This is a genomic window from Collinsella aerofaciens (assembly GCF_015554145.1).
In the GTDB taxonomy this organism is placed as follows: Bacteria; Actinomycetota; Coriobacteriia; order Coriobacteriales; family Coriobacteriaceae; genus Collinsella; species Collinsella aerofaciens_AA.
In genome coordinates this window covers 1-23245 of sequence record NZ_JADNHZ010000030.1, presented here as the reverse complement: position 1 = coordinate 23245, position 23245 = coordinate 1, and the positions used below count along the sequence as shown (strand labels likewise).

Genomic DNA, 23245 nt, shown 5'->3' with positions numbered 1-23245 from the left:
GCTAGAAATCATATGACGGGGCGCGGGCCGTGTTCCGCTATGCGGTTGTCAATTTGCGAAAGAAATTATGCGTCACCAGCCCTTTTTCAAAGGATCGCACAGTACTAAATAACGTGCACTTTCGCTGGAGGGTCGCTGTTTGGTGGCCCTCTTTTTTGCACAGGCGCGGTGGGATGGTAATATCGTTACGTTTGAACTGTTTCGATGTGAAACCGAGGAGATTCCCTCTATGAGTGCTGACTACCCGTCAATGACTACGGCTGAGATTCGCTCTAAGTTCCTCAACTTCTTTGAGGAGCGCGGTCTTAAGCTCTATCCTTCTTCGTCCCTCGTCCCCGACGATCCTTCGCTGCTGCTTGCCAACGCCGGCATGAACCAGTTTAAGGAGTATTACCAGGGCAAGAAGACCATGAAGGAGATCGGCGCAATCTCTTGCCAGAAGTGCGTCCGCACCAACGACATCGATTGCATCGGCGAGGACGGCCGTCACCTGTCCTTCTTTGAGATGCTCGGCGACTTCTCCTTTGGCGGCGTCTCTAAGCAGCAGGCCTGCGCTTGGGCCTTTGAGCTCATCACTAAGGAGTTCAAGCTGCCGCTCGATCGCCTGTACTTTACCGTCTTTACCGAGGATGACGAGACCCACGACGTGTGGCGTTCTCTGGGCGTTGCCGAGGACCACATCTCCCGCCTGGGCGAGGACGACAACTTCTGGGCCGCCGGCCCTACCGGCCCCTGCGGCCCCTGCTCCGAGATCTACTTTGACATGGGCGAGGAGGTCGGCTGCGGCAGCCCCGACTGCAAGCCCGGCTGCGACTGCGATCGCTTCCTGGAGTTCTGGAACCTCGTGTTTACCCAGTACGACCGCCAGGAGGACGGCTCCATGCCGGAGCTGCCGCACCGTAACCTCGATACGGGCATGGGCCTGGAGCGCATGGCCGCCATCATGCAGCACAAGACCGCTAATTACGACGGCGATCTGATGCAGCATCTCATCAAGCTGGGCGAGAAGATCAGCGGCAAGACCTATGACGCCGACGATTACTCCGGCGCCAGCCGCTCCCTGCGCATCATCGCCGACCACTCCCGTGCCGTCGACTTCATGATCTCTGACGGCATCCTTCCCGGCAACGAGGGTCGCGAGTACGTCCTTCGCCGTCTGCTCCGTCGCGCCGTGTTCCACGGTCGTCTGCTGGGCATCGAGGGCGCCTTCTTGACCAAGTTCATCGACGAGGTCAACGCCCAGATGGGCGAGGCCTATCCCGAGCTGCTCAAGAACGTCGCGCTCGTTAAGGGCATTGTCGCCTCTGAGGAGGAGCGCTTCTCCACGACACTCGACAACGGTCGCGTCTACCTGGACGAGGCCCTGGCCGCGCTTGCCGAGGGCGCCGTCCTTCCGGGCGATGTCGCCTTTAAGCTGCACGACACCTTTGGTTTCCCCATCGACCTGACCGTCGAGATTGCCGGCGCCGCTGGCCACGACGTTGACATGGACGGCTTCACCGCTTGCATGGAGGACCAGAAGGCCCGCGCTCGCGCCAACGCCAAGGGCGACGCCTGGGGCAGCTTCAACGACGTGTGGGTCGAGCTTTCCGACAAGGTCGCCGTGACCGAGTTCGACGGCTATGACAACGATGTGATCGAGGGTGCCAACGTTGTCGCCATCGTGCGCAACGGCGAGTCCGTCGAGTCCGCCGCTGCGGGCGAGGATGTTGAGGTCGTGCTCGACCGCACCCCGTTCTACGCCGAGATGGGTGGCCAGCAGGGCGACGCCGGCGAGCTTTCCGCCGAGGGCGTTGCGCTGACCGTCGCCGATACCAAGAACCACAACGGTCTGTATGCCCACGTCGCACACGTCACCGAGGGCACGCTGACCGTCGGTGCCACCGTTACCGCCAAGCTCGACGCCGAGCGCCGTGGCTTCCTGCGCCGCAACCATACCGCTACGCACCTGCTCGACGCCGCGTTGAAGCATGTCCTGGGCGAGCATGTCTCCCAGGCCGGTTCGCTGGTGACGCCCGAGCACCTGCGCTTTGATTTCACGCACTTCGAGGCCCTGTCCTCCGAGCAGCTCAAGGCTGTCGAGGACCTGGTCAACCAGCAAATTTTAGCTTCCAAGCCGGTCGTGACCCGCGTCATGGGCATCGACGAGGCCAAGGCCGCCGGTGCTGTCGCCCTCTTTGGCGAGAAGTACGGTGACGTCGTCCGCGTCGTCTCCGTGGGTGCCGAGGACCAGCCGTTCTCCCGTGAGCTCTGCGGTGGTACGCATGCCGCCAACACCGCCGAGATCGGTCTGTTCAAGATCATCTCCGAGTCCTCCACGGGCTCGAACGTCCGCCGTATCGAGGCCGTGACCTCCAAGGGCGCTCTCGATTACATGGCCGACCGCCTGGCACTCGTTGACGCCGCTGCTGCTGCGCTCAAGTGCCGCGTCGACGAGGTCCCCGCCCGCGTGGAGAACCTGCAGGCTGAGCTGCGCGAGACCGCCGGTAAGCTCAAGAAGGCTCTGACCGGTGGCTCTTCCGATGCGATCTCCAGCGCCATTAACGGCGCTGTCGAGCTGAATGGCTACAAGCTCGTTGTCGCTGAGCTCCAGGGCCTCGAGGCTGCAGACCTGCGCAACGTCTGGGATACCGTGCGCCAGAAGGTTTCCGGCCCCGTCGCCTGCGTCGTTGCCAGCGTGACCGAGAAGGGCACCCCGGCCCTGCTTGCCGCCGGCTCCGACGATGCCGTGAAGGCCGGTTTCCATGCCGGCAGCGTGATCAAACAGATTGCGGGCCTGGTCGACGGTCGCGGTGGCGGCCGTCCCAACATGGCCCAGGCCGGTGGCAAGAATGCTGCCGGTATCGCCGATGCCCTCGCGGCCGCCAAGACCGCGCTCGGCGCCTAAGTAGTCACCGTGGTCGCGCTCGCGCTGGACATAGGTGAGACCAGGATTGGCATTGCCGTCTCGAGCCGTGATGGCAAGATGGCAATGCCCGTCAAGGTGCTCCCGGCCGTCGAGGTCATCGGTATGGCCAAGACGTTTCGTTACCTGGTCGAGGATTATGAGCCCGACATCCTGGTAAGCGGACGCCCCCTGACCATGGCCGGTGAGCCCGGCCCCCAGGCCGAGCGCGTTGCCGCCGTGGCGCAAAAGATTGCCCAAGAGCTCGATCTTCCGCTTGAGTTTGAGGACGAGCGTCTGTCCTCGCAAGAGGCCAAGCGTATCCTGCGGGAGCAGGGACTCAATGAAAAGCAGATGAGGGGCAAGATTGACATGATCGCCGCCAGCCTGTTCTTGCAGACGTGGCTCGATCGCAAGAACGAGGAGGTTTCGCATGCCTAGCGCTTCCGATCCGCGCCAGCCGAATCGCCAGGGGCAGCCTACGCCGCGCCCTGTATCGTCCGGCCAGCGTCCGATGCAACCGACGCAGCGTGCGGCTCAGCCTGCTGCTCGTCCCGCGCAGCCCTCCTCTCGTGCTGCACAATCTGCTCAGCGTCCGGCCCAGCAGCCCGCTGCCCGCGCAGCCCGGCCCGCAAGCGGTACCCGCTTTAAACAGCAGGCGCCCACGCAGCGTGCGCAGGCCTCTCAATCGCATGCGCGCACGCATCAAACTCACGGCACGCATGGTGTAGCTCCTGCCACGCGCTCGAGCTATAACACGCGTACTCGAGGCGGCGCCCAAAAGAAGAGCTCGCCGGTGCCCATGATTATCGGCGTTGTTGTTGCCGTACTTGCTCTTGCTGCCATTGCCTTCTTTGTCGTGCCGGCCGTCAAGGGCCTGTTTGGCGGGGAGGAGGCAGGCGTCACCGCTGGCCAGCAGGTTACCGTTACGATTCCCGAGGGCGCCTCGGGCGACACGATTGCCTCGATTCTCTCCGAGAACCATATTGTCGAGAATCCCAAGGATTACTACGCGGCGGTCAAAAAGCTCAACGCCGATATGTCGTTGAAGCCCGGCACGTACTCGTTCACGACGCTTATGGATGCGACCAAGGTTGTCCAACAGCTCATGGAGGGACCCAATGCCGGCTCCGATGCGTTGACGATCCCCGAGGGCCTGACGGTTGACCAGGTTGCCGACCGCGTAGCCCAGGCCTACGACAGTATCTCCAAGGAGGACTTCCTCAACCAGGCCAAGGCCAGTAATTATGTGAACGATTATCCGTTCCTCAAAGGTGCCGCGAACGATTCGCTCGAGGGCTTCCTGTTCCCCAAGACCTATTCGCTGGGCAAGGACCCGAGTGCCGATGACGTCATCCGTGCCATGCTCGATCAGTTCAACACCGAGTACAAATCGCTCGATTTTGCCGGTTGCGAGGCCAAGATCAAGGAGCGCTACGGCGTGGAGATGTCCGATTACGACATCATCAATCTCGCTTCCATCGTTGAGCGCGAGGGCCTCAACGCCGAGCAGCGTGCGCATGTGGCCTCGGTGTTTTACAACCGTCTTGCCGGCAAGCTCGACGGTCTGCGTTACCTCAATAGCGATGCGACCATGATGTATGTCACCGGCGGCGAGGTTACCGCTGGCGACCTGCAGAGCGATAGTCCGTACAACACCTATAAACATGAAGGGCTGCCGCCCACGCCTATCTGCTCCCCGTCGCTCGAGGCGCTCAAGGCAACCCTTGAGCCCACCGACTCCGATGACCTGTATTTCTATATTACGCAGGACGAGGAGTATTTCTCTCAGACCTACGAAGAGCATCAACAGTCTTGGAATTAAACATGAGGATTTTTAGCCCGAAACGATATGTTGCCTCGGTCGACCGCATCGACCTCGATACCCTTTGGGCCGACGGCAAACGCGCCATTTTGCTCGACCGCGATAACACCCTGGTGCCGCGTGATACCGAGCAGGTTCCCGCTGCCGTCTCAGCTTGGCTCGGCGCCGCTCGCTCCAAGGGCTTTAAGCTGTGCATGGTGTCGAACAACTGGCATCGCGACCAGGTCATGAGCTCCGCACGCGAGCTGGGCCTCGAGGCCATCAGCCATGCCATGAAGCCCGCGCCGTTTGCTCTCAAGGCTGGACTTAAGCGCCTGGGCGCCACGGCCGATGAGGCCGTGCTGATCGGTGACCAGCTGTACACGGACGTGTGGAGCGGCAACTTTGCCGGTGTCGACACGATCTTGGTAAAGCCGCAGGCAACTCAGGACCTGTGGTATACGCAGATCTTCCGTATCTTTGAGCGCCGGGCCCTGCGCGACCTTCCCTGCGAGGAATAGGTTTCGTCATGTCCCAGCACACCAAGCACGGCTGCGACCATATCTTCTTTATCGGGTTTTTGGGTGCGGGTAAATCGACACTCGCGCGCAACGTGGGCACCATGTTCAAACGTCGGTTTATCGATACCGACCGCCTGGTCGTGCGCCGCTGCGGAAAATCGGTAACCGAGATTTTTGAGACCGAGGGCGAGGGGCGTTTTCGCGAGCTCGAAACCTCGGCACTCCGTTCGCTCCAAAGCGAGCGTAGCCTGCTGGTTTCGTGCGGTGGCGGCATTGTCGAGACGCCGGCCAATATCGAGCTCATGCACCAGATGGGTATCTGCGTGTACCTCGAGGGTGACTTTGAGGATTCGATGCGCCAGATTCGCCGCTCCGATACGCGTCCCGATTTCCGCTCGCCTGAACACGCAGCGCGCCTGTTCGAGCATCGACGTCCGCTGTATCGCCAAGCGGCCAATATCACCCTCGATATCCGCAATAAGTCCTTTGAGGATGTTTCTTACCTTTGTGCCGAGATGCTTTTGGAGCGTGGATTGCTGTGATTCGCCGTCAACTCATCAATTTCCAAAACCGCAGTGTCGATGTTCGCGTCGGCTTTGACGCGTTTAGCGAGCTGTCGCGCATGTTTGCCTCGGTCGTGGGCAAACCCAAGCGTGCGATGGTTGTCTGGAACAGCGCTGTGTCCGATCGCTTTGGCGAGATCGTTGAACATGCGCTGGTCGATGCGGGCTTTGCCGTCTCGCAACTGTCGCTCGAGGTTTCGCCCGCCGGCGCGACCTTGGCTGACGCCGATGTCGTCTTTGGCGCACTGTCGGCTAACGGCATTACCTGTGATGACCTGGTTGTTGCCGTTGGCGATGCCGCAACCTGCTCGGTTGTTTGCTGGTGCGCCAACCAGTGGTGCGGACGCACGGAGTGCGCCCTGCTGCCGACGACCTTCGACGCCATGCTCACGGTCGCTACGACGATGGGGCCGCTCGTCGCTTCGGGCGACCACTCGCTGCCCGCCATCGCTCTTCGTCCCGAGCCCGGTCTGGTCGTGTGCAATCTCGACCTTGTTCGTGAGGCCAACCCCGAGGACCTTAAGCTTGGCTATGCGGCGCTCGTGGGCACCATGCTTTCCAGCAGCAAGTCGCGCTGGAATCAGTTCTCCGAGACCGTCCCCGAGATTCTTGCCGGCGAGGAGGTTGCGCTCGTCAATGCCGTTCAGTGGTCTCAGACTGCCCGTAAGGACGTACTGATGGCCACGAACCCGAGCGCCCGCCATGCGCTCGATTTTGGCAAGACGGGGGAGCGTACCCTGCGCGCCTGCTTGGGCGATGCCGCTTCGCCGGTGCCTGCCTACCAGCTGTTGTCCGAGGGCATGCGCTTTGAGGCGCGCCTAGCACATGATGCCTGCGACTTCGATATCGACTATGTGTTTGAGGTCGATGACTGCTTGGAGGACTTTGGCATCGAGGAGCTGGCCTTCGACCTTGAACCGGCGGCATTTATTGCGGAGTTCCGCAGGCAGCAGTTCGCACGCTCCAATCGCACGATGCTACCGCTGCCCGCGGCACTTGGCGCCATTCGTCTTAACGCCGTGGACGACGATGTACTCGAGCGCCATGCACAGGCGTACTTGGCTTCTCGCAAGGAACTTCTCTAACTTTATTGACATCCATCGTCTTTCGTATCATTTTGAGGGACGGATTTTAATCGGTTGCGAATCGTTTGCGGTTACGTGCGCTGGTTGAGTCCGTCCCGCTTTTATGAGGACAACAAGAAAGGAATCTGCATGTCTGAGTTTGCTGCCGGTCCTACCGGTCGTATCGAGCGTGTCCGTACCCTGATGGTCGAGCGCGGCTACGATGCCATCGTGGTGCGCGACGAGGCCAACCTCCGTTGGCTCACGGGCGTGAAGGGCGTCTTCGACTACACTTTCGAGTTCCCGCACGCCGCGTTTATTACGGCCGATCAGTGCCTGTTCCACACCGACTCGCGCTATCTCAACAGCTTTGAGGAGAACACGCCCGCCGGCAGCCCCTGGGTCTACGATATGGACGAGGGCACCATTCCCGGCTGGGTCGCCGGCAAGATTGCGGCCAACAAGTGCCGCGTCTGCGCCGTCGAGGATGACATGCAGATTAACTTCTACCAGGGTATCCAGCGTGGTCTGCAGGACCGCTCCGTCGCCTGTATGCTGCCGTTGATGCACGACGACATCCGTAAGATGCGTGTCATCAAGGATGCCGAGGAGATCGAGCTCATGCGCCATGCGCAGTCGATCACCGATGCTGCCTTCCAGCACATGCTCGGCTTTATTAAGCCCGGTATGACCGAGAAGCAGGTCCGCAACGAGCTCGAGAACTTTATGTTCGCCAACGGTGCCGACAGCCTGGCCTTTGGCTCCATCGTGGCGAGCGGTCCCAACACCGCCAACCCGCATGCCGTCCCGAGCGACCGCGTGATCGAGAAGGGCGACTTTGTCCTGATGGACTACGGTGCGGGCTACTGCGACTACCGCTCCGACATGACTCGTACCGTCGTGATGGGCGAGCCCACCCAGGAGCAGCTCGACCTGTACGCGCTCGTGCGCCGCACCCACGAGGAGTGCGTCGCCGCCATCTATCCTGGCGTCGAGGGCAACGACATTTTCAAGCTTTCCAAGAAGATTATCGGCGATGCTGGCTATGGCGATTACTACAACCATGGTCTGGGCCACGGCGTGGGCATCGACATCCACGAACTGCCCAACTTCAACCGCAGCAAAAACATCATCGAGGTCGGCTCGGTTATCACCATGGAGCCCGGCGTGTACCTGCCCGGCGTGGGCGGCGTGCGCCTGGAGGACTACGGTGTCGTTACCGAGAACGGCTATGAGCCCTTCACCAAGACCCCGCACGACCTGCACGTCATCGATTGCTAAACCGTCCAGTTGGGTTTTTGGAGGCGGGGCGTCCGAAATGATTCGGGCGCCCCGCGTTCTCTTTTTATGCGCTCGCCGCAGCCGCCGTCTGCAAGTGTATAATTTCGGTCGTATGTAATTTGGACGCTTGTGCGTTCTGCCCATAACAAGAAAGGTCGCTATGCCTACCATTTCTACCGCCGACTTCAAGAACGGCCTCGGTCTCCGCATTAAGGACAAGGTCTACACCATCGTCGAGTTCCAGCACGTCAAGCCGGGCAAGGGCGGCGCTTTCGTGCGCTACAAGACCCGCGACATCAAGAGCGGCCGCGTCGTCGAGAACACCTGCAACGCCGGCACCAAGTTCGAGAGCGTCATGCTCACCACCCGTGAGTTCCAGTACCTCTACAACGACGGCGCTGACTACATCTTCATGGACAACGAGTCTTACGAGCAGGTTCCCGTTCCCGAGGACATGGTGGGCGAGAACTCCAAGTGGCTGCGCGAGAACGACACCTGCCAGCTTCTCTTCGCTGACGACGAGCTCATGGGCGTGACCCCGCCGATGTTCATCGAGACCACCATCGTCCAGACCGACCCGGGCTTCAAGGGCGATACCGTCCAGGGTTCCACCAAGCCGGCCACTATCGACACCGGCGCAGTCATCCAGGTCCCCATGTACCTCAACGAGGGCGAGGTCATCAAGGTTGACACCCGCGACGGCAAGTTCGTTTCCCGCGTCTAGCAACCAACTCTTCTAGGAGGACTCATGCCCCAGGAAATCAAGATTGACGGCATCGGCATTTCGCCCGATGTTCTGACCGCCATCGTCTCGCGCGCCGTGTCGGATGTCGAGGGCATCGCCTCCGTTGGCGTCAAGGACCTTGCCACCAACCTTGTCTCCATGATGCTCTCGTCCAAGGCCCCGGCTTCCGAGCCGGCGGTCGAGACCGAGGTCGTCGGCGACAAGCTCGCACTCACCGTGCGCGTTGTGGTGTTCTTTGGCTATCCGTTCAAGAAACTCGCCGAGACCGTTCGCGCTGCCGTGGTCGCTGCCATCGATGCCCAGGTGGGCGTTGAGGTCGAGCGCGTTGACGTTTGCATCGACGGCCTCGTTTTCCCCAAGGAGTAACCTTTGAGCCTTAAGGTTTATCGCGGGCGTACGCTTGCCCGCAGTCAGGCGCTGCAGCTGCTGTTCCAGGCCGAGGCCACGGACAGTCCGCTCGAGCGCGTCCTCGAGGGCGATTTCCTGATCTCGAAGGGCCCCCTCGACCCCTATGCTCTGGAGCTGTGCCGCGGTGCCTACGAGCATATCGATCGCATCGACTGTGCCCTGCGCGCCGTCGCCAAGAACTGGGATCTTATGCGCATGCCCGGCGCCGACCGCAATCTGCTGCGTATCGCCGTCTATGAGATGCGTTTCCTCACCGACGAGGAGGTCTCGGACGCCATCGTGATCAACGAGGCCGTCGAGCTCGCCAAGGCCTATGGCACTGACCAGTCCGCGTCGTTCGTCAACGGCGTGCTGGGCAAGATCGCTCGCAGCGAGGAGCTGCCGGGCGAGGACTTGTACCAAGAGCTGCTCGCCGAGGATCGCGCTCGCGAGGAGGCCCAGACTGCCGAGGCTGCCGCTAAAGTTGCGGTTGCCCAGGCTGAGGCTGGTGTGCTGGCCGAGGGCGCGGACGCCGCCGAGACTGATGTCGACTCCGTCGAGGAGTAGCCATGCCAGAGGGTTCTGTCCGCAACTTTGATGAGATTTCGGACCGTCTGGACCAGATCATCGCTACCGTTCGCTCCAAGGATACGTCCTTGGAGCGTTCACTCGATCTGTTTGACGAGGCGATTGAGCTGGGCTCCCGCGCGGTCGATATGGTCGACAAGTTTGAGCTGACGCCTCGTGAGGCCGATAAGCTCGAGCAGGAATATGATGAGGATGCGGCAAACGAATCCCAGGATAGCTAGCCGCATCTCCGGATACGAATGGTTGATGGCATTCATGAAACGCGTGCGTCTTGATGACGAACTGATTTCACAGGGCATCTGCGCCGATCGCGCGGATGCCCTTCGCACTCTTATGGCCGGCTTGGTCTCGAGCGGTGGCGAGCGCTTGACCTCGCCGGGGCTTAAGGTTGCCCCGGGCCTGCCGCTGCACGTGAAGGGTCGCATCCCGTATGTTGGACGTGGCGGCCTTAAGCTCGAGGGCGCGCTCGATGCGTTTGATATCGACCCGACGGGCCTTGCCTGCCTGGACGTGGGCTGTTCTACCGGCGGTTTTACCGATTGTCTGCTTAAGCGCGGCGCCGCGTCCGTCGTCTCGGTTGACGTGGGACGTGCCCAGTTCGATTGGTCACTACGTCAGGACGATCGCGTGACGCTGCACGAGCGCACCAACGTGACGCAGCTGCCCGAGCTTGGCTACGAGAGCGCTATCGACCTGGCCGTGTGCGACGTGTCGTTTACCAGCATCGCGAACATCATCGATGCGGTGCTGGCGTGCCTGACGCCTACGGGTTCGTTTTGTACGCTGGTAAAGCCGCAGTTTGAGGCTCCGGCGGCGTTGGTGGGCGAGGGCGGTATCGTGACCGACCCTGCCGTGCGTGTCGACACGCTTGTTGCGGCAATCGATCTGTTTGCCACGAAGGGCCTGTTCCCGGTCGACGTGTGCGTGTCGCCTATCCATGGCGCCAAGGGCAATATTGAGTTTTTCTTGTACGGCACGAGACTTGCCCCCGGCGAGCGCTCCGATGACGAGTTGCAATCCCAGGCATCGGCTTTGAGCGAGAAAGCAGCAACGCTATGAAGGTCTTTCTGGTTCCCAATTACTACAAGCAAGAGGCGGTCGAGAGCGGCCTGATGCTCGAGCTCTGGCTGACGCGCCAGGGCTACGAGGTCGCATGGGCGGCCGATCAGCGTTCGAAGATTCAGAGCACGCCTGATGTTGACGATGCCGACTTGGTCATCACACTCGGCGGCGACGGCACGCTTTTGCGGGCTGCCCGCATCCTCAACTATCGCGAGATTCCCATTCTTGGTCTTTCCTATGGTCATCTGGGTTTTTTGACCGCAGCGAGTCCCGAGGAGCGCGACATTTTGCAGGTTGTGAGCGATGCCCTGTCCGGTGAGCTCCACGTGAGCCGTCGCGCTACGATCGCCGCAGACATCGTTTCCGTGCGTGAGGACGGCACGAAGGATGTCGTGCGTTCGTTCGCGCTCAACGACATGGCACTCACGCGTGGGCCCTTGTCCGATATGGTCGAGTTCGACATCACCGTGTCGGGCCACCATATCGATCGCTTGCGCGGCGATGGTGTGGTCGTGTCCACGGCAACCGGCTCCACGGGTTATGCCCTCAGTGCCGGCGGTCCTATCGTGAGTCCGGATTACACGGGCATGGTCTGCGTGCCTATCGCGCCGCATACGATTCAGGCCCGTGCCTTTTTGACCTCGCCGAGTGATGTTGTCGAGATTTTCATGTCCGATGACCGCCCGAGTGTGCCGGCTATTGCCATCGACGGGCAGTTTATTACCTGCGACGGCACCGTCGAGAGCGTGGCCGTGCGTCGCGGTCCCGGCGATGTGCTGCTGCTCGACTATGGTCCCGAGAGCTTCTACAACTCGGTAAGCCGCGTTTTCTACGGAGTTCGCCATGATCGATGAGCTGCAGGTTTCAAACATTGCACTCATTCGTGAAGCGACGCTGGTGCCCAGCGCGGGCCTAACTGTCCTAACCGGCGAGACTGGAGCCGGCAAGACCGCGCTGCTCTCGGCGCTTAAGCTCATCTTGGGCGAACGCGCAGATTCTTCGACCGTGCGCGAGGGCGAGGCGCTTGCGAGCGTCGAGGCGCGCTTGTTCGATGGCCCGCACGACACGGAGGGCTTCACCGTGCAGCGCAGCCTTTCTGCCGAGGGCCGCAGCCGCGTCAAGATTGATGGTCGCATTGCCAGCGTGCGCGAGCTTTCCGAGCGCGTCGGCGTGATGATGGATCTGTGCGGCCAGCATGAACATCAGCGCCTGCTCGATCCGGCACATCATGTTGCCATGGTCGATGCCTGGGCTGGTCGCTCTGCGCTCGAGGCGCTGGAAAAGTACCGTGCCTGCTTTAAGGCGTCGCGTGCGGCTGCCAAGGAGGTCCGTCGCGTAGAGGAGGCGTCGCGTGCGCAGGGGAGTCGCGTCGAGGAGGCGCGCTTCGCTCTGGAGCGTATCGCCGAGGTCGACCCCAAGCCGGGTGAGTATGAGGAGCTCGAGGAGTTGCTGCCGCGCTCCGAGCATGCCGAGGTGCTGGTGGCGACGGCCAGCGATGCCCATGCCTCCCTTGCTGCCGAAGGGGGAGCGCTCGATGCCGTGAACGGCGCCGTGGCAGAACTGTCGCGCATGGCGACCGTCGATCGCAAGCTGGGTGACATCGCCGACGCACTTTCGGACGCCTGTATCTCACTCGAGGATTGCGCCAACGAGCTGCGTGCTTATCGCGATGGCGTTGCGTTCGATCCTCGCGAGCTCGCTCGCATGCGCGAGCGGTATTCCGACCTTAAGGGACTTCTGCGGCAGTGGGGTCCCACCATGGACGATGTATTTGCCATGCGTGACCGCTCGCGGGAGTTGTTATCGCTGGTGGACGATGGTGACGAGCAGATTAGGAAGGCACGCGAGGCACTCGGCGCGGCGGAGCGCGAACTGTTCGCCGCCGCCAAGGCGCTTAAGCGTGAACGCAATACGGCAGCCCCGCGTTTTTGTCACGAGGTTGGCCGTCAGATGGCACGCCTGGAAATGGGCGGCGCCGAACTCGTCTGGGAATCGCGTGATCTTCCGCGTGCCGAGTGGACGCCGGCGGGCCCTTCGAGCTATGAGCTTTTGTATCGCAGCGGCGCCGGATTGACGCCGCGTCCTTTGCGCCGCATCGCCTCGGGCGGTGAGCTCAGCCGCGTCATGCTTGCGAGCAAGGTAGTCTTGGGTAATGCGGACGGCGTCGACACGTTGGTATTTGACGAGGTCGATGCGGGTGTTGGCGGCTCCACGGCTCGTGCTCTTGCTGGCGTGCTGGCCGATCTTGCTGTCACGCATCAGGTCATCGTCGTAACGCACCTTGCGCAGGTTGCGGTCATGGCCGACAAGCATTACGTGGTCAGTAAAGAGCCCGGCGACGTTCCTCAGACGCATTTGGACGAAGTGACCGGCGAGGCTCGCACCGCCGAGATTGCCCGCATGCTCAGCGGCGATCAGTCGGAGGCGAGCCTGGCGCACGCCAAGCAGATGCTGGAAGAAGCGCGTGCTTAGGCCGAGCCGCCACGTGCAAGTCCGACCCGGCTGCCACGAAACCAGCCCATCTACTACGTTTAATGGGCTATCGGCAAACACGCCAAGAATTGCAAAAGAAAACCGCAGGTAGAATGCCTGCGGTTTTCTCTATTTTCGGTATGTGGTTGGGCCATACGGATAAAACGTAGTAGATGGGCCGGTTTCGTGGCGAGTGGCGTCTATCGGCTCCCCAAGTTGCCTACTCCACGACCTTATCCGGCTGGATGAGCTCCTCGTAGAAGCTGATGTGCTCTCGGGCGTCCTCGATTTCGGGCAGCAGGAAGTTGTAGATGACCTCTATGATCATCGTTGCGCTCATTTTGGAGAACGCGAAGTCACCCGTTGTCAGCAGCGCCTCGTGATTGACGGTATTAAAGGTGTAGTCGGCTAGGCGCGCAAGTGGAGACTTGCTGTCACTGCTGATGACGACTACGGTGGCACCGCAGTCGCGAGCCGCTTTTGCCATGCGATTGAGTCGACGCGACTTGCCGGAGTTCGAGATCAGCACGATAACGTCGCTGGGGCGCAACGTGAGCGCAAAGCCTATTGATGTCTCGCTGATGGTGCTTGCCATGCAGCGTAGGCCTAGCTGCGAGAACTTAAACGTCGCGTCGAGCGCGACCGCGTTCGTATTGCCCACAGCCGCAAACTCAATAACCCCTGCATGCTTAAGGGCATGCACAACGGCCGCCAGCGTATCGTGGTCGATTCCGTCGATTGTCGCGTTAAGCTCGCTGACCTTGGCAGCCAAGATATTCTTAAGGCTCTGCTCCATGCTGTCGAGTGAGACCTCGTCGGTCACGCCCTCGTTGCGTTGGCTCTCCAGATCGCGCGCCAGCGAAAATTGAAAGCTGCGGAAGCTGCCAAAGCCCAGCTTGCGGCAGAAACGCGAAACGGTTGCCTCGGATGTGGCGGCGGCACGCGAAAGCTGGGCGGCCGTCAGACGCGGCGCCTCGGACTGGTGCTCCAAAATATAGTCAACAATGCGCTGTTCGGACTCGCTGTATCCCTTGTGGGTGCTAATGAGAGAGAGCGCGCTCTTGCTACTATCGGTCATGGATGGCTCCTGGTTGGCATGACAATCGGACTCGTTTTGTAATGTCCTAGTATAGGGGCATTTTCAATTACAAGATACTCCTTGCCGTTTTACGTGTTGATGGTAAACTTTCATCAACCGTTTACGGGCATGAAAGAACCTTTCACCGGAGAATTGGGACATTTCCCTTTCCGCGAAAGCGCTGGGTTGGTATCTTTCAGTTGTGGAAAAGCGCGCAAGGACGCGCGTGTAGGGGAGCGCCTGCGGGCGCAAAACTTAAAAAGGAGGGACACATGGCTAAGTTTGACATCATCGCCGCGACCGGTTGCCCGACCGGCATTGCGCACACCTTCATGGCGAAGGAGGCGCTGGAGAAGGCGGCTGCCGAGCGAGGTCTGACCATTAAGGTCGAGACTCATGGCCAGGTCGGTGTCGAGAACGAGCTCACGAAGGGTGAGATCGCCGGTGCCAAGGCCGTCGTCGTTGCAGCCGATAAGGATGTCCAGGCTGAGCGTTTCGCCGGTAAGCCCATGGTTTCCGTCGGCGTTTCCAAGGCCCTGTCCGTCGAGGCCGCCGGCAAGCTGATTGATCGCGCGCTCGCCGCCAAGGGCGACGACACGGTTGCCGCTGCCGCCGATGTCGAGGACGAGGTCGAGGAGAAGGAATCCGTCGGCCACATCATCTATAAGCACCTCATGAACGGCGTCAGCCACATGCTGGTCTTCGTCGTTGCTGGTGGTGTTCTGACCGCCATTTCGTTCCTGTGGGGCATCACGTCCTTCGATTCGACGGCTTCTGACTACAACAGTTTTGCCGCTATGCTCAAGATCATTGGCGGCATCGCCATGAACCTCATGGTTCCGGTGCTCTCCGCCTACATCGCCGAGTCCATCGGCAAGCGCCCGGCACTCGTCCCCGGTTTTGTTGCCGGTATGATCGCCATCCAGGGCCTGCCTGTTAACGCCGATACCGGCATGATCGACGCCGGTGGCGCCGGCGTGGGCTTCGGCTTCCTGGGCGGCATCGTCGGCGGCTTCCTCGCTGGCTATGTCATCTTGCTGCTCGAGAAGGTCTTTGCCGGTCTGCCCAAGAACCTGGACGGCCTCAAGGCTATCTTCCTGTACCCACTGTTCTCCACGCTGATTGTCGGTCTCGTGATGCTCGGCATCTCCGGCCCCATGGCTGCCATCAACACCGCCATGATGGACTTCCTCAAGGGTCTGTCTGCCTCTGGCGCTGTTGTCCTGGGTCTTGCTATCGGTTGCATGTGCGCCTTTGACATGGGCGGCCCGGTCAACAAGGCTGCTTACGTTACCGGTACCGCTATGCTCACCGAGGCCCTGGCCGCCGGTGTCGGCACCGATACTTACAACTTCGGAACCAACTTCATGGCTGCCGTCTCCGCCGCTTGCATCGTTCCGCCGCTGATCACCACCTTCGCCGTCGTTGTCGGCAAGAAGTACTTCAGCCAGGAGGATCACGACGCCGGTATCGTCAACCTCATTCTTGGTTGCACCCACATTACCGAGGGCGCCATTCCGTTCATGACCAAGAACATCTGGCCCGTCATGCCCATCATGATGGTTGGTTCGTCCATCGCTTCGATTCTGACCATCATGTTCAACGTTCACGATCCGGCGCCTCACGGTGGCTTCCTGGTCCTGCCCGTTGTCGAGAACGGTCCGCTGTGGGTCCTCGCGATCCTCATCGGCGCCGTGGTCGGTGGCATCCTGTTCGTGGCCTTCAAGAAGTACGACTTCGAGAAGAACCAGAAGGCCGCTCCTGCAGCCAAGCCGGTTGAGGCCCCCAAGGTCGCTGCTGTCGAGGCTCCCAAGGCCGAGGCTGCCGACTTCGTGAAGGTCGAGAACGTTTTTGTCGCCGAGGACTTCGCTTCTCGTGACGAGGCTCTGAGCTTTGTCTCCAACCAGGCCGTTAAGGCCGGTATCGCCGGCGACGCCGACGCCGTGATGAACGCCTTCCTGGCCCGCGAGGCCGAGGGCACCACGGGCATGATGGAGGGCTTCGCCATCCCGCATGCCAAGTCCGACGCCATCACCGAGGCCGCCGTCATCGTCGTCAAGGACGAGTCTGGCGTGACCGGTTGGGACACCATGGACGGCGCTCCCGTCAACGTGGCCATTGCGCTGCTTATCCCGGGCGCACAGGCTGGCACCACGCACCTCAAGATCCTGTCCAAGGTCGCCGAGGCGCTCATGGACCAGGACTTCCGTGCCACCGTCAAGGGTTCCACCGACGCCGCCGAGATCGCCAAGACGATCAACGCTCGCCTGGTCTAATCCCCCAGTTCGCGAATAACATCGCCCCTGTATATAAGGCGGAGACCCTCCCCAGGGCCTCCGCCTTTTTCATGCCCTTCTTCTAACTTGCGGTGAAATAAGGACTGTTTAACCGTTTCAACCCATAATTCAGTCTCTATTTCACCGCAACTTAGAAGAAGGGGATAGCGCGGCCTGTCTATTGGCTCGTCCGCGCGGACAAATATTCAGCCAGAATTCCGTTCGCACCATATTGCTCAGGACCGACCGAGTTTCCGCAGCTCGTCTGCCGGGCGGGGAGGTTAAGTTTGTCGCGAGTTCCGCACGCAAAGGAAAGCACTTAATGTGCTTTCCGTCTTGCGCAGGACTGTAGAGCAGCAAACTTAACCGCCCCGCCCGGCAGACGAGCGTGCAGCAACGACATCCGTCCAATAATTCGTGTAAACCACAATGAAAAACCGTTTGATGTGAGTTAATATAAACAACGTCGTGAATCTGACTCCTGCCGCATGCACGACAGGGGTTAAACACAAAAAAGGAGTCAATTATGGTTTCTGAGAAGGCTACCCTCGTTAATCCTCAGGGTCTGCACATGCGTCCGGCCGGCCTGTTCGCTTCCACCATGGGCAAGTACGCCTGTGACGTGACGGTCGTCACCCCCGAGAAGGAGGTCAACGGTAAGTCCCCGATGGCCCTCATGGCTGCTGGTATCCCCTGCGGTACCGAGGTCGAGGTCAAGTGCGACGGCGCCGACGAGGCCGAGGCTCTGGCTGCTGCCATCGAGCTCATCAAGAGCGGTCTTGGCGAGTAGAACTCAAACGGGTCGCATGTTGAACAATTAAGTTCATACTTGGGGGCGCAGTGACCTGTATCAAGGTAGCTGCGCTCTTTTGTCATGGATATGGCAAAACGCTTTATCACATGACACGGAGAGAGGAATGGGAATGTATCAGGGAGTCAACGCATCCGAGGGTATCGGTATCGGCACCGTCATGGTCGCCGTCGATCCCGACTTGACGTTTGAGCCGCACGAGGTTGCTGATTCGGCAGCAGAGAAGGAGCGCTATCAGACCGCTCTTTCGGTCTTCTGCGAGAAGACTCAGGCTCAGGCTGACCACATGAAGGAGACGGTGGGCGAGGCCGAGGCCGAGATCATGAGCGGACACATTGTCCTGGCTCAGGACCCGGGCATGACTGACGCCATCAACGCCGCCATCGACGGTGGCACCTGCGCCGAGCAGGCGCTCATGGACACCTCGACCATGTTCGAGAACATGTTCCTGTCCATGGACGACGAGATGTTCCGTCTGCGCGCAGCCGACATCGCCGACATCCGCACCGGTATTCTGGCCGAGCTGCTGGGCAAGGAGGTCGTCGACCTCTCCGTCCTGCCCGAGAACACCGTTGTTGTCGTGCACGACCTTACGCCGTCCATGACCGCCACGATCGATAAGGCCCACGTTGCCGGTATCGTCACCGAGACCGGTGGCCGCACGTCGCACTCCGCGATTATCGCGCGCGCCCTCGAGATTCCTGCCGTCCTTTCGGTTTCTAACAGCTGCACTGCGCTGCGCAACGGCATGACCGTTGTCGTCGACGGCGGCAAGGGTATCGTCGAGGCTGATCCCGACGAGGAGACGCTCGCTGCCTACACCGCCAAGGCCGAGGCCTTTGCTGCCGAGAAGGCAGCCCTCGAGGCCTTCCGTGGCAAGCCGTCCGTGACTGCCGATGGCATCAAGAAGATCATCGCCTGCAACATCGGTAACCCCGATGACGTGCCCAACGCGCTCGATCACGACGCCGAGGCTATCGGTCTGTTCCGCTCCGAGTTCCTGTTCATGGACTCCGCCGAGCTTCCTTCCGAGGAGGAGCAGTTCAACGCCTACCGCAAGGTCGCCAGCGCGCTCAAGGGCGCTCCGGTCATCATCCGCACGCTCGATGTGGGTGGCGACAAGGAGATTCCGTATCTGCACATGGTCAAGGAAGATAACCCCTTCATGGGCTTCCGCGCCGTGCGTTACTGCCTGGCCAATCCCGACCAGTACAAGGTTCAGCTCCGCGCCCTGCTGCGCGCCAGCGCTTTTGGTGACGTCAAGATCATGATCCCGCTTGTCACTTGCGTCGAGGAGGTCTTGGCTGTCAAGGAGCTCGTCGAGCAGTGCAAGGCCGAGCTGACCGAAGAGGGTCGCAAGTTCAACGAGAACATCGAGGTCGGCATTATGGTCGAGACGCCCGCCGCTTCGCTGCTCGCTGACCGTCTGGCCGAGGTCGCCGACTTCTTCTCCATCGGCACCAACGACCTGATCGGCTACACCATGTGCGCCGACCGTGGCAACGACACCATCTCCAACCTGTACCAGGTGTACTATCCCGCCGTGCTCCGCTCGCTCAAGAACATCATCGAGAGCGGCGTGAAGGCCGGCATCATGGTCGGTATGTGCGGCGAGGCCGCTGCCGATCCGCTGCTCGAGCCGCTGCTGATCAGCTGGGGCCTGGAGGAGTTCTCGATGAGCGCTCCGTCCATCCTACGCGCCCGCAAGACCATCAGCCAGTGGACCAAGGCCGAGTGTGACGAGCTCGCCGAGAAGGCACTCGCCTGCAACACTGCCGCCGAGGTCAAGGCGCTGCTCGAGTCTGCTGCTCGCTAATTTGGTATCAGAGGTAACCGCGTGGTTGGAATGGGCCAATCACGCGGCCCTCACATATACAGGGGGTACTGTAAATGTTCTACACGCTAACCGCTAACCCGGCTGTCGACATGACGGTTTCGAGCTCTCCGCTCGAGCCCGACGAGAACGTCCGCACCGGCTCGGCCAGCTACACGGCTAACGGCAAGGGCCTCGACGTGTCCTTCGCCTTTAAGAAGATGGGCGTCGACACCGTCGCGCTCGGCTTCTTCGCTGGCTTCACGGGCAAGTTTATCGTCGAGGAGGTCATGAACCTGGGTTGCCTGTGCCGCCCGGTCTGGACCGACGGCATCACGCGTATCAACACCTACGTCAACGATGGCCAGCACGAGTACGGCATCCTGAACCCTGGTGCTCCGATCACGCCGCAGCACCAGGAGGAGCTCTACAACATCCTGGACACCGCGGGCGATCTTGAGTGCCTGATCGTCTCTGGCTCCGTGCCTCCCAAAGCTACGCCCGACTTCCTGGCTCAGGTCATGGAGCACGCTCAGGCCCGTGGCGCCGATGTCGTCCTGGACCTGTCCTCCGACAAGCTCAAGGAGCTCGCTCACAAGAAGCCGCTGCTCATCAAGCCGAACCATCACGAGATGAAGGCTATCTTCGGCGTGCCGGTCGACACTGATGACGAGGTCCGCGTTGCCATGAAGATGGCTCACGACGCGGGCGTTCAGAACGTGCTGCTCACCCGTGGTAGCCGTGGCGACGCCTACTTCTCCAACGGCGAGGACATTTGGTACGCCAAGCGTGAGTTCAACATCAAGCTGGTCTCTTCCGTCTGCGCCGGCGACTGCACCCTCGCTGCGTTCCTGCACAAGTGGTACAGGGATCGCGACAACGTCGAGGAGGCCATGAAGCTCGCTATGGCCACCGGCGCCAACGTCGCTGAGTCCGTTGGCATCGGCGACTTCGGTCACGTTGACGAGTACAGCAAGCGCGTTGCTGTCCGCAAGCTCGATCGTCAGTAATCGAAACGCGACATATTCGTGCGCATGCGGCGCCCCGGTTTCGGCTGGGGCGCCTTTTTGTTCCGCCACGGGGGAGAGGAGTCCTTCCGTACTTCATCGCTTCCACACCGTTCACCGAGTTGTCCTAGCCTTTTACCGATGCGTGGAATATACTTTCATTAACACGTTGCCTTGTGAAAGGAACATTCATGATTTACACGCTCACTGCAAATCCCGCCATTGACTACAACATCACCTGCGACGGTCTTGCTGCCAACACCGTCACGCGTACCCGCAACGCCGTCTACACGCCCAACGGCAAGGGCCTCAACGTCTCGTTTACGCTCGACCACTACGGCGTCGACACCACGATCCTGGGCTTTTTCGCCGGTTTCTCGGGCGAGTTTATCGTTAAGGGCGCCGAGGCCCTGGGCGTGCCCGTCAAGCCCGTGTGGACCGACGGCATCACGCGCGTCAATGTGTTCCTCAACGCCGGCCCCGACACCGAGTACAACATGGTCAACGCCGGTGCCGCCATCAACGAGGCCAACGAGCGGGAGATGTTTGAGCTCATCGATTCGCTCGATGACATGACCTGCCTGGTCATTAGCGGCTCGCTGCCCCCCAACACCTCCGAGGGCTTCCTTGCCGAGGTCCTGCGTCGCGTGAAGGCGAAAGGCGCCGAGTTCGTGCTCGATATTTCGAGCCATCAGTTGGCCGACCTCATTGCTATGGAGCCGCTCCTCATTAAGCCTAACGACGACGAGCTGCTCGACATCTTTGGCATTAAGGTGAGCGGTGGCGACGACGAGTCTGTCAAGGGCGCGATGGCCGAACTGCATGCCAAGGGCGCCAAGAACGTGCTGTTGACCCTGGGTGGCGCCGGCGCGTACTTCTCCAACGGCGAGCACATCTGGTTTGCCAACCGTACCTTTGAGGTCAAGCTGCTGTCGACCGTTTGCGCCGGTGACTCTTCGCTGGCCGCCTTCCTGTCCGTGTGGCACGACGCCCCGGAGCGCGTCGAGGACGCCCTGCGTCTCTCGATGGCCACCGGCGCCAACGTGGTCGAGTGCCCCGGTCTGGGCGACTTCGCCAAGGTCGATGAGTATCAGAAGGGTATTGCAATCCGTCAGGTTTGCTAGTTCCGGCACCTTGCCTGAATTGTTCAATGATTTCGCATCCGTCTTAGACCAGGACGGATGCGTTTTTGTTTATCGGACTTGCGTGTGCAGTGGAGGCTGTTTCTTGCTAGACTTCTTGCAGACGCAATCGATAGCCAATTTGATAGTCGCTGGAGGCCACAGGAATGTGCAATGTTTCGCTCAACGCCACGCAGCCGTCAGCCGCCTCTCTGCGTGTGTTGCGAGCCCTCGAGGATGCTGGTCTTGAGGCCTGGTACGTGGGCGGTTGGGTGCGTGACGCGCTGATGGGATGCCCCAGCCACGATGTAGATATGTGTTGCAGCGGCCTGTGGCAGGAGTCAAAGGCGGCGCTCGAGGCTGACGGCATTGCGGTTGTCGAATCTGGCATTAAATTCGGTGGCATTACGGCTATTTGCGATGGCGAACGCATCGAGGTTACCACCTACCGCCTGGATGGCTTCTATACCGACGGTCGTCATCCTCAGAGTGTGGAGCGTGCGGCGTCGCTTGAGGACGATCTTGCGCGCCGCGACTTTACCGTCAATGCCATGGCGTGGCATCCCGAGCGCGGCCTTGTCGACCGCTACGATGGCCAGGGCGACCTAGACCGCAAGCTGATTCGTGCCGTCGGAGATCCCAAGCGCCGCTTTAACGAGGATGCCCTGCGCATGTTGCGTGCGGTGCGTTTTGCCTGCCGCCTAGACTTTGTGATTGAGTCCGAGACCAAGTGTGCCCTTGCCGAGTGCGCGCCGCTGCTCGATGCCGTGGCGCGCGAGCGCGTGGGTATTGAGCTCGAGGGCATTCTATCGACCGGCCACGGGGGAGACGCGATGCTTCGCTACCCCGAGCTCATCTGCGCCGCCGTGCCCGAGCTTGCGCCGGCTCGTGGGTTTGACCAGCGCAGTGTCTATCATGCGTTTAACGTCTACGAACATATCGCCCGCGTGCTGACGGTGGCAGGGGAGCTGGCGCTGTGCGATGGCGTGGCGCCTTCGCCGAGCGTAATGTGGGCAGCGTTTTTGCATGACGTCTCCAAGCCCGATTGCTTTACGGTCGATCACGCCGGCAGTGGCCACTTCTACGGTCATCCCGAGCTCGGCGCCAAGAAGGCGCGCGTCATTATGGATCGCCTGGCGCTCTCGCACGATTTGGTGCGCGATGTGTGCCTGCTCATCAAATACCATGACAAGCCGCTGCGCCCCGAGCGCTCCTGCCTGCTCAATATGATGCGCGCGCTTTCGGGCGAGGGCGTCGACACGCCGCGTCTGATGGACGAGCTCATGGATCTTAAGCGTGCTGACACACTTGGTAAGGCCCCGTCGTGCTTCTATTACGTCGAGACGATTGAGGAGATGCGTGCGCTCGCCCACGATCTGCTGCAGGCGGGGGAGCCCTATACACTCAAGATGCTTGCCATCAATGGTGGCGACCTGATCCGCGCCGGCGTCAAGCCGGGGCCGGAGCTGGGACAGCTTCTCAACGCCGCCCTCGACGCCGTGATCGAGGACAACATCCCCAACAACCGCGAAGCCCTCCTGGCTCATCTCAACTTGAACTAGCTAACCAGTTGACCTGCGCGTTCCATAACCTGCCGACAATTTTTTCGGCAATTTGGAATTTCTTCTTGCGCTGATGTTTTTTGTCCCGTAATATATTTTCTCGCAGCACGGCAGTGCAGATGTCATGTGGCCCGTTCGTCTAGCGGTTTAGGACGCCGCCCTCTCAAGGCGGAGATCACCAGTTCGAATCTGGTACGGGCTACCAC

21 protein-coding genes and 1 tRNA gene are annotated in these 23245 nt (G+C 60.7%); 21 read left to right on the top strand and 1 reads right to left on the bottom strand.

The features are described from left to right. The first annotated feature begins 229 nt into the window (after positions 1–229). The 14 genes from alaS (at position 230) to I2E13_RS10080 (ending at position 13371) form a co-directional block, all read left to right on the top strand. Entirely contained in the window at positions 230–2887 is a 2658-nt protein-coding gene (gene alaS, locus I2E13_RS10145) for an alanine--tRNA ligase (RefSeq protein WP_195405020.1), read from the top strand. Between the two features lie 9 nt (positions 2888–2896). Further along, on the top strand, positions 2897–3325 hold the full coding sequence (gene ruvX, locus I2E13_RS10140) for a Holliday junction resolvase RuvX (RefSeq protein ID WP_195405019.1): 429 nt from the start codon (positions 2897–2899) through the stop codon (positions 3323–3325). Further along, entirely contained in the window at positions 3318–4709 is a 1392-nt protein-coding gene (gene mltG / locus I2E13_RS10135; protein ID WP_229057936.1) for an endolytic transglycosylase MltG, read from the top strand. The genes ruvX and mltG overlap by 8 nt, the downstream gene beginning before the upstream one ends. A gap of 2 nt (positions 4710–4711) precedes the next feature. Further along, entirely contained in the window at positions 4712–5209 is a 498-nt protein-coding gene (locus I2E13_RS10130) for a YqeG family HAD IIIA-type phosphatase (protein WP_195405018.1), read from the top strand. Between the two features lie 8 nt (positions 5210–5217). Beyond that, a complete protein-coding gene (locus I2E13_RS10125; protein ID WP_195405017.1) occupies positions 5218–5751 on the top strand; it encodes a shikimate kinase in 534 nt (177 codons plus the stop codon). After that, positions 5748–6857, top strand: a complete 1110-nt coding sequence (locus I2E13_RS10120; RefSeq protein WP_195405016.1) for a hypothetical protein — start codon at positions 5748–5750, stop codon at positions 6855–6857. Before I2E13_RS10125 ends, I2E13_RS10120 begins: the two co-directional genes overlap by 4 nt. Positions 6858–6986: 129 nt before the next feature. Next, the gene (locus tag I2E13_RS10115) at positions 6987–8117 is read left to right on the top strand and encodes a M24 family metallopeptidase (protein WP_195405015.1); all 1131 of its coding nucleotides are present in this window, start codon (positions 6987–6989) and stop codon (positions 8115–8117) included. Positions 8118–8277: 160 nt separating this feature from the next. Beyond that, positions 8278–8841, top strand: coding sequence for an elongation factor P (efp, locus tag I2E13_RS10110; protein ID WP_154515524.1), 564 nt, complete (start codon positions 8278–8280; stop codon positions 8839–8841). A 24-nt stretch (positions 8842–8865) separates the two neighbouring features. After that, complete coding sequence (locus tag I2E13_RS10105) at positions 8866–9228, top strand: Asp23/Gls24 family envelope stress response protein (RefSeq protein ID WP_195405014.1); 363 nt, start codon at positions 8866–8868, stop codon at positions 9226–9228. Positions 9229–9231: 3 nt separating this feature from the next. Further along, a complete protein-coding gene (gene nusB / locus I2E13_RS10100) occupies positions 9232–9816 on the top strand; it encodes a transcription antitermination factor NusB (RefSeq protein ID WP_117847680.1) in 585 nt (194 codons plus the stop codon). Positions 9817–9818: 2 nt separating this feature from the next. Further along, positions 9819–10058, top strand: a complete 240-nt coding sequence (locus I2E13_RS10095; RefSeq protein ID WP_006233978.1) for an exodeoxyribonuclease VII small subunit — start codon at positions 9819–9821, stop codon at positions 10056–10058. A gap of 34 nt (positions 10059–10092) precedes the next feature. Beyond that, positions 10093–10896, top strand: a complete 804-nt coding sequence (locus tag I2E13_RS10090) for a TlyA family RNA methyltransferase (RefSeq protein WP_229057937.1) — start codon at positions 10093–10095, stop codon at positions 10894–10896. Then, positions 10893–11753 (top strand): NAD(+)/NADH kinase, encoded by an 861-nt coding sequence (locus I2E13_RS10085; RefSeq protein WP_195405012.1) that lies wholly within the window; start codon positions 10893–10895, stop codon positions 11751–11753. The genes I2E13_RS10090 and I2E13_RS10085 overlap by 4 nt, the downstream gene beginning before the upstream one ends. After that, positions 11743–13371, top strand: a complete 1629-nt coding sequence (locus I2E13_RS10080) for a DNA repair protein RecN (RefSeq protein ID WP_195405011.1) — start codon at positions 11743–11745, stop codon at positions 13369–13371. Before I2E13_RS10085 ends, I2E13_RS10080 begins: the two co-directional genes overlap by 11 nt. 220 nt (positions 13372–13591) lie before the next feature. On the opposite strand, the gene I2E13_RS10075 is transcribed toward I2E13_RS10080, so the two are convergent. Next, positions 13592–14449: a MurR/RpiR family transcriptional regulator gene (locus tag I2E13_RS10075; protein ID WP_195405010.1), complete on the bottom strand. Its 858-nt coding sequence runs from the start codon at positions 14447–14449 to the stop codon at positions 13592–13594. A 272-nt stretch (positions 14450–14721) separates the two neighbouring features. On the opposite strand from I2E13_RS10075, the gene I2E13_RS10070 reads away from it, so the two are divergent. The 7 genes from I2E13_RS10070 (at position 14722) to I2E13_RS10040 (ending at position 23244) form a co-directional block, all read left to right on the top strand. After that, positions 14722–16725 (top strand): fructose-specific PTS transporter subunit EIIC, encoded by a 2004-nt coding sequence (locus I2E13_RS10070; RefSeq protein ID WP_195405009.1) that lies wholly within the window; start codon positions 14722–14724, stop codon positions 16723–16725. 526 nt (positions 16726–17251) lie between these two features. Further along, positions 17252–17515 carry an HPr family phosphocarrier protein gene (locus I2E13_RS10065; RefSeq protein WP_022094575.1) on the top strand — a complete coding sequence of 88 codons (264 nt, stop codon included), beginning with the start codon at positions 17252–17254 and terminating at the stop codon, positions 17513–17515. Positions 17516–17648: 133 nt separating this feature from the next. After that, positions 17649–19352 carry a phosphoenolpyruvate--protein phosphotransferase gene (ptsP, locus tag I2E13_RS10060; RefSeq protein WP_117757234.1) on the top strand — a complete coding sequence of 568 codons (1704 nt, stop codon included), beginning with the start codon at positions 17649–17651 and terminating at the stop codon, positions 19350–19352. A gap of 74 nt (positions 19353–19426) precedes the next feature. Continuing rightward, complete coding sequence (locus I2E13_RS10055; protein WP_006233969.1) at positions 19427–20359, top strand: 1-phosphofructokinase family hexose kinase; 933 nt, start codon at positions 19427–19429, stop codon at positions 20357–20359. Between the two features lie 188 nt (positions 20360–20547). Further along, positions 20548–21480, top strand: coding sequence for a 1-phosphofructokinase family hexose kinase (locus tag I2E13_RS10050; RefSeq protein WP_117635162.1), 933 nt, complete (start codon positions 20548–20550; stop codon positions 21478–21480). A 164-nt stretch (positions 21481–21644) separates the two neighbouring features. Continuing rightward, the gene (locus I2E13_RS10045; protein ID WP_195405008.1) at positions 21645–23039 is read left to right on the top strand and encodes a CCA tRNA nucleotidyltransferase; all 1395 of its coding nucleotides are present in this window, start codon (positions 21645–21647) and stop codon (positions 23037–23039) included. A gap of 128 nt (positions 23040–23167) precedes the next feature. Then, positions 23168–23244: transfer RNA gene (locus I2E13_RS10040), tRNA-Glu, on the top strand. The last annotated feature ends 1 nt before the right edge of the window (position 23245 follow it).

Coding starts and splice junctions, on each gene's coding strand:
- alaS (WP_195405020.1), top strand. CDS start 230: ATGAGTGCTGACTACCCGTCAATGACTACGGCTGAGATTCGCTCTAAG.
- mltG (WP_229057936.1), top strand. CDS start 3,318: ATGCCTAGCGCTTCCGATCCGCGCCAGCCGAATCGCCAGGGGCAGCCT.
- I2E13_RS10130 (WP_195405018.1), top strand. CDS start 4,712: ATGAGGATTTTTAGCCCGAAACGATATGTTGCCTCGGTCGACCGCATC.
- I2E13_RS10125 (WP_195405017.1), top strand. CDS start 5,218: ATGTCCCAGCACACCAAGCACGGCTGCGACCATATCTTCTTTATCGGG.
- I2E13_RS10115 (WP_195405015.1), top strand. CDS start 6,987: ATGTCTGAGTTTGCTGCCGGTCCTACCGGTCGTATCGAGCGTGTCCGT.
- efp (WP_154515524.1), top strand. CDS start 8,278: ATGCCTACCATTTCTACCGCCGACTTCAAGAACGGCCTCGGTCTCCGC.
- I2E13_RS10105 (WP_195405014.1), top strand. CDS start 8,866: ATGCCCCAGGAAATCAAGATTGACGGCATCGGCATTTCGCCCGATGTT.
- I2E13_RS10095 (WP_006233978.1), top strand. CDS start 9,819: ATGCCAGAGGGTTCTGTCCGCAACTTTGATGAGATTTCGGACCGTCTG.
- I2E13_RS10090 (WP_229057937.1), top strand. CDS start 10,093: ATGAAACGCGTGCGTCTTGATGACGAACTGATTTCACAGGGCATCTGC.
- I2E13_RS10085 (WP_195405012.1), top strand. CDS start 10,893: ATGAAGGTCTTTCTGGTTCCCAATTACTACAAGCAAGAGGCGGTCGAG.
- I2E13_RS10080 (WP_195405011.1), top strand. CDS start 11,743: ATGATCGATGAGCTGCAGGTTTCAAACATTGCACTCATTCGTGAAGCG.
- I2E13_RS10075 (WP_195405010.1), bottom strand. CDS start 14,449: ATGACCGATAGTAGCAAGAGCGCGCTCTCTCTCATTAGCACCCACAAG.
- I2E13_RS10070 (WP_195405009.1), top strand. CDS start 14,722: ATGGCTAAGTTTGACATCATCGCCGCGACCGGTTGCCCGACCGGCATT.
- I2E13_RS10065 (WP_022094575.1), top strand. CDS start 17,252: ATGGTTTCTGAGAAGGCTACCCTCGTTAATCCTCAGGGTCTGCACATG.
- ptsP (WP_117757234.1), top strand. CDS start 17,649: ATGTATCAGGGAGTCAACGCATCCGAGGGTATCGGTATCGGCACCGTC.
- I2E13_RS10055 (WP_006233969.1), top strand. CDS start 19,427: ATGTTCTACACGCTAACCGCTAACCCGGCTGTCGACATGACGGTTTCG.
- I2E13_RS10050 (WP_117635162.1), top strand. CDS start 20,548: ATGATTTACACGCTCACTGCAAATCCCGCCATTGACTACAACATCACC.
- I2E13_RS10045 (WP_195405008.1), top strand. CDS start 21,645: ATGTGCAATGTTTCGCTCAACGCCACGCAGCCGTCAGCCGCCTCTCTG.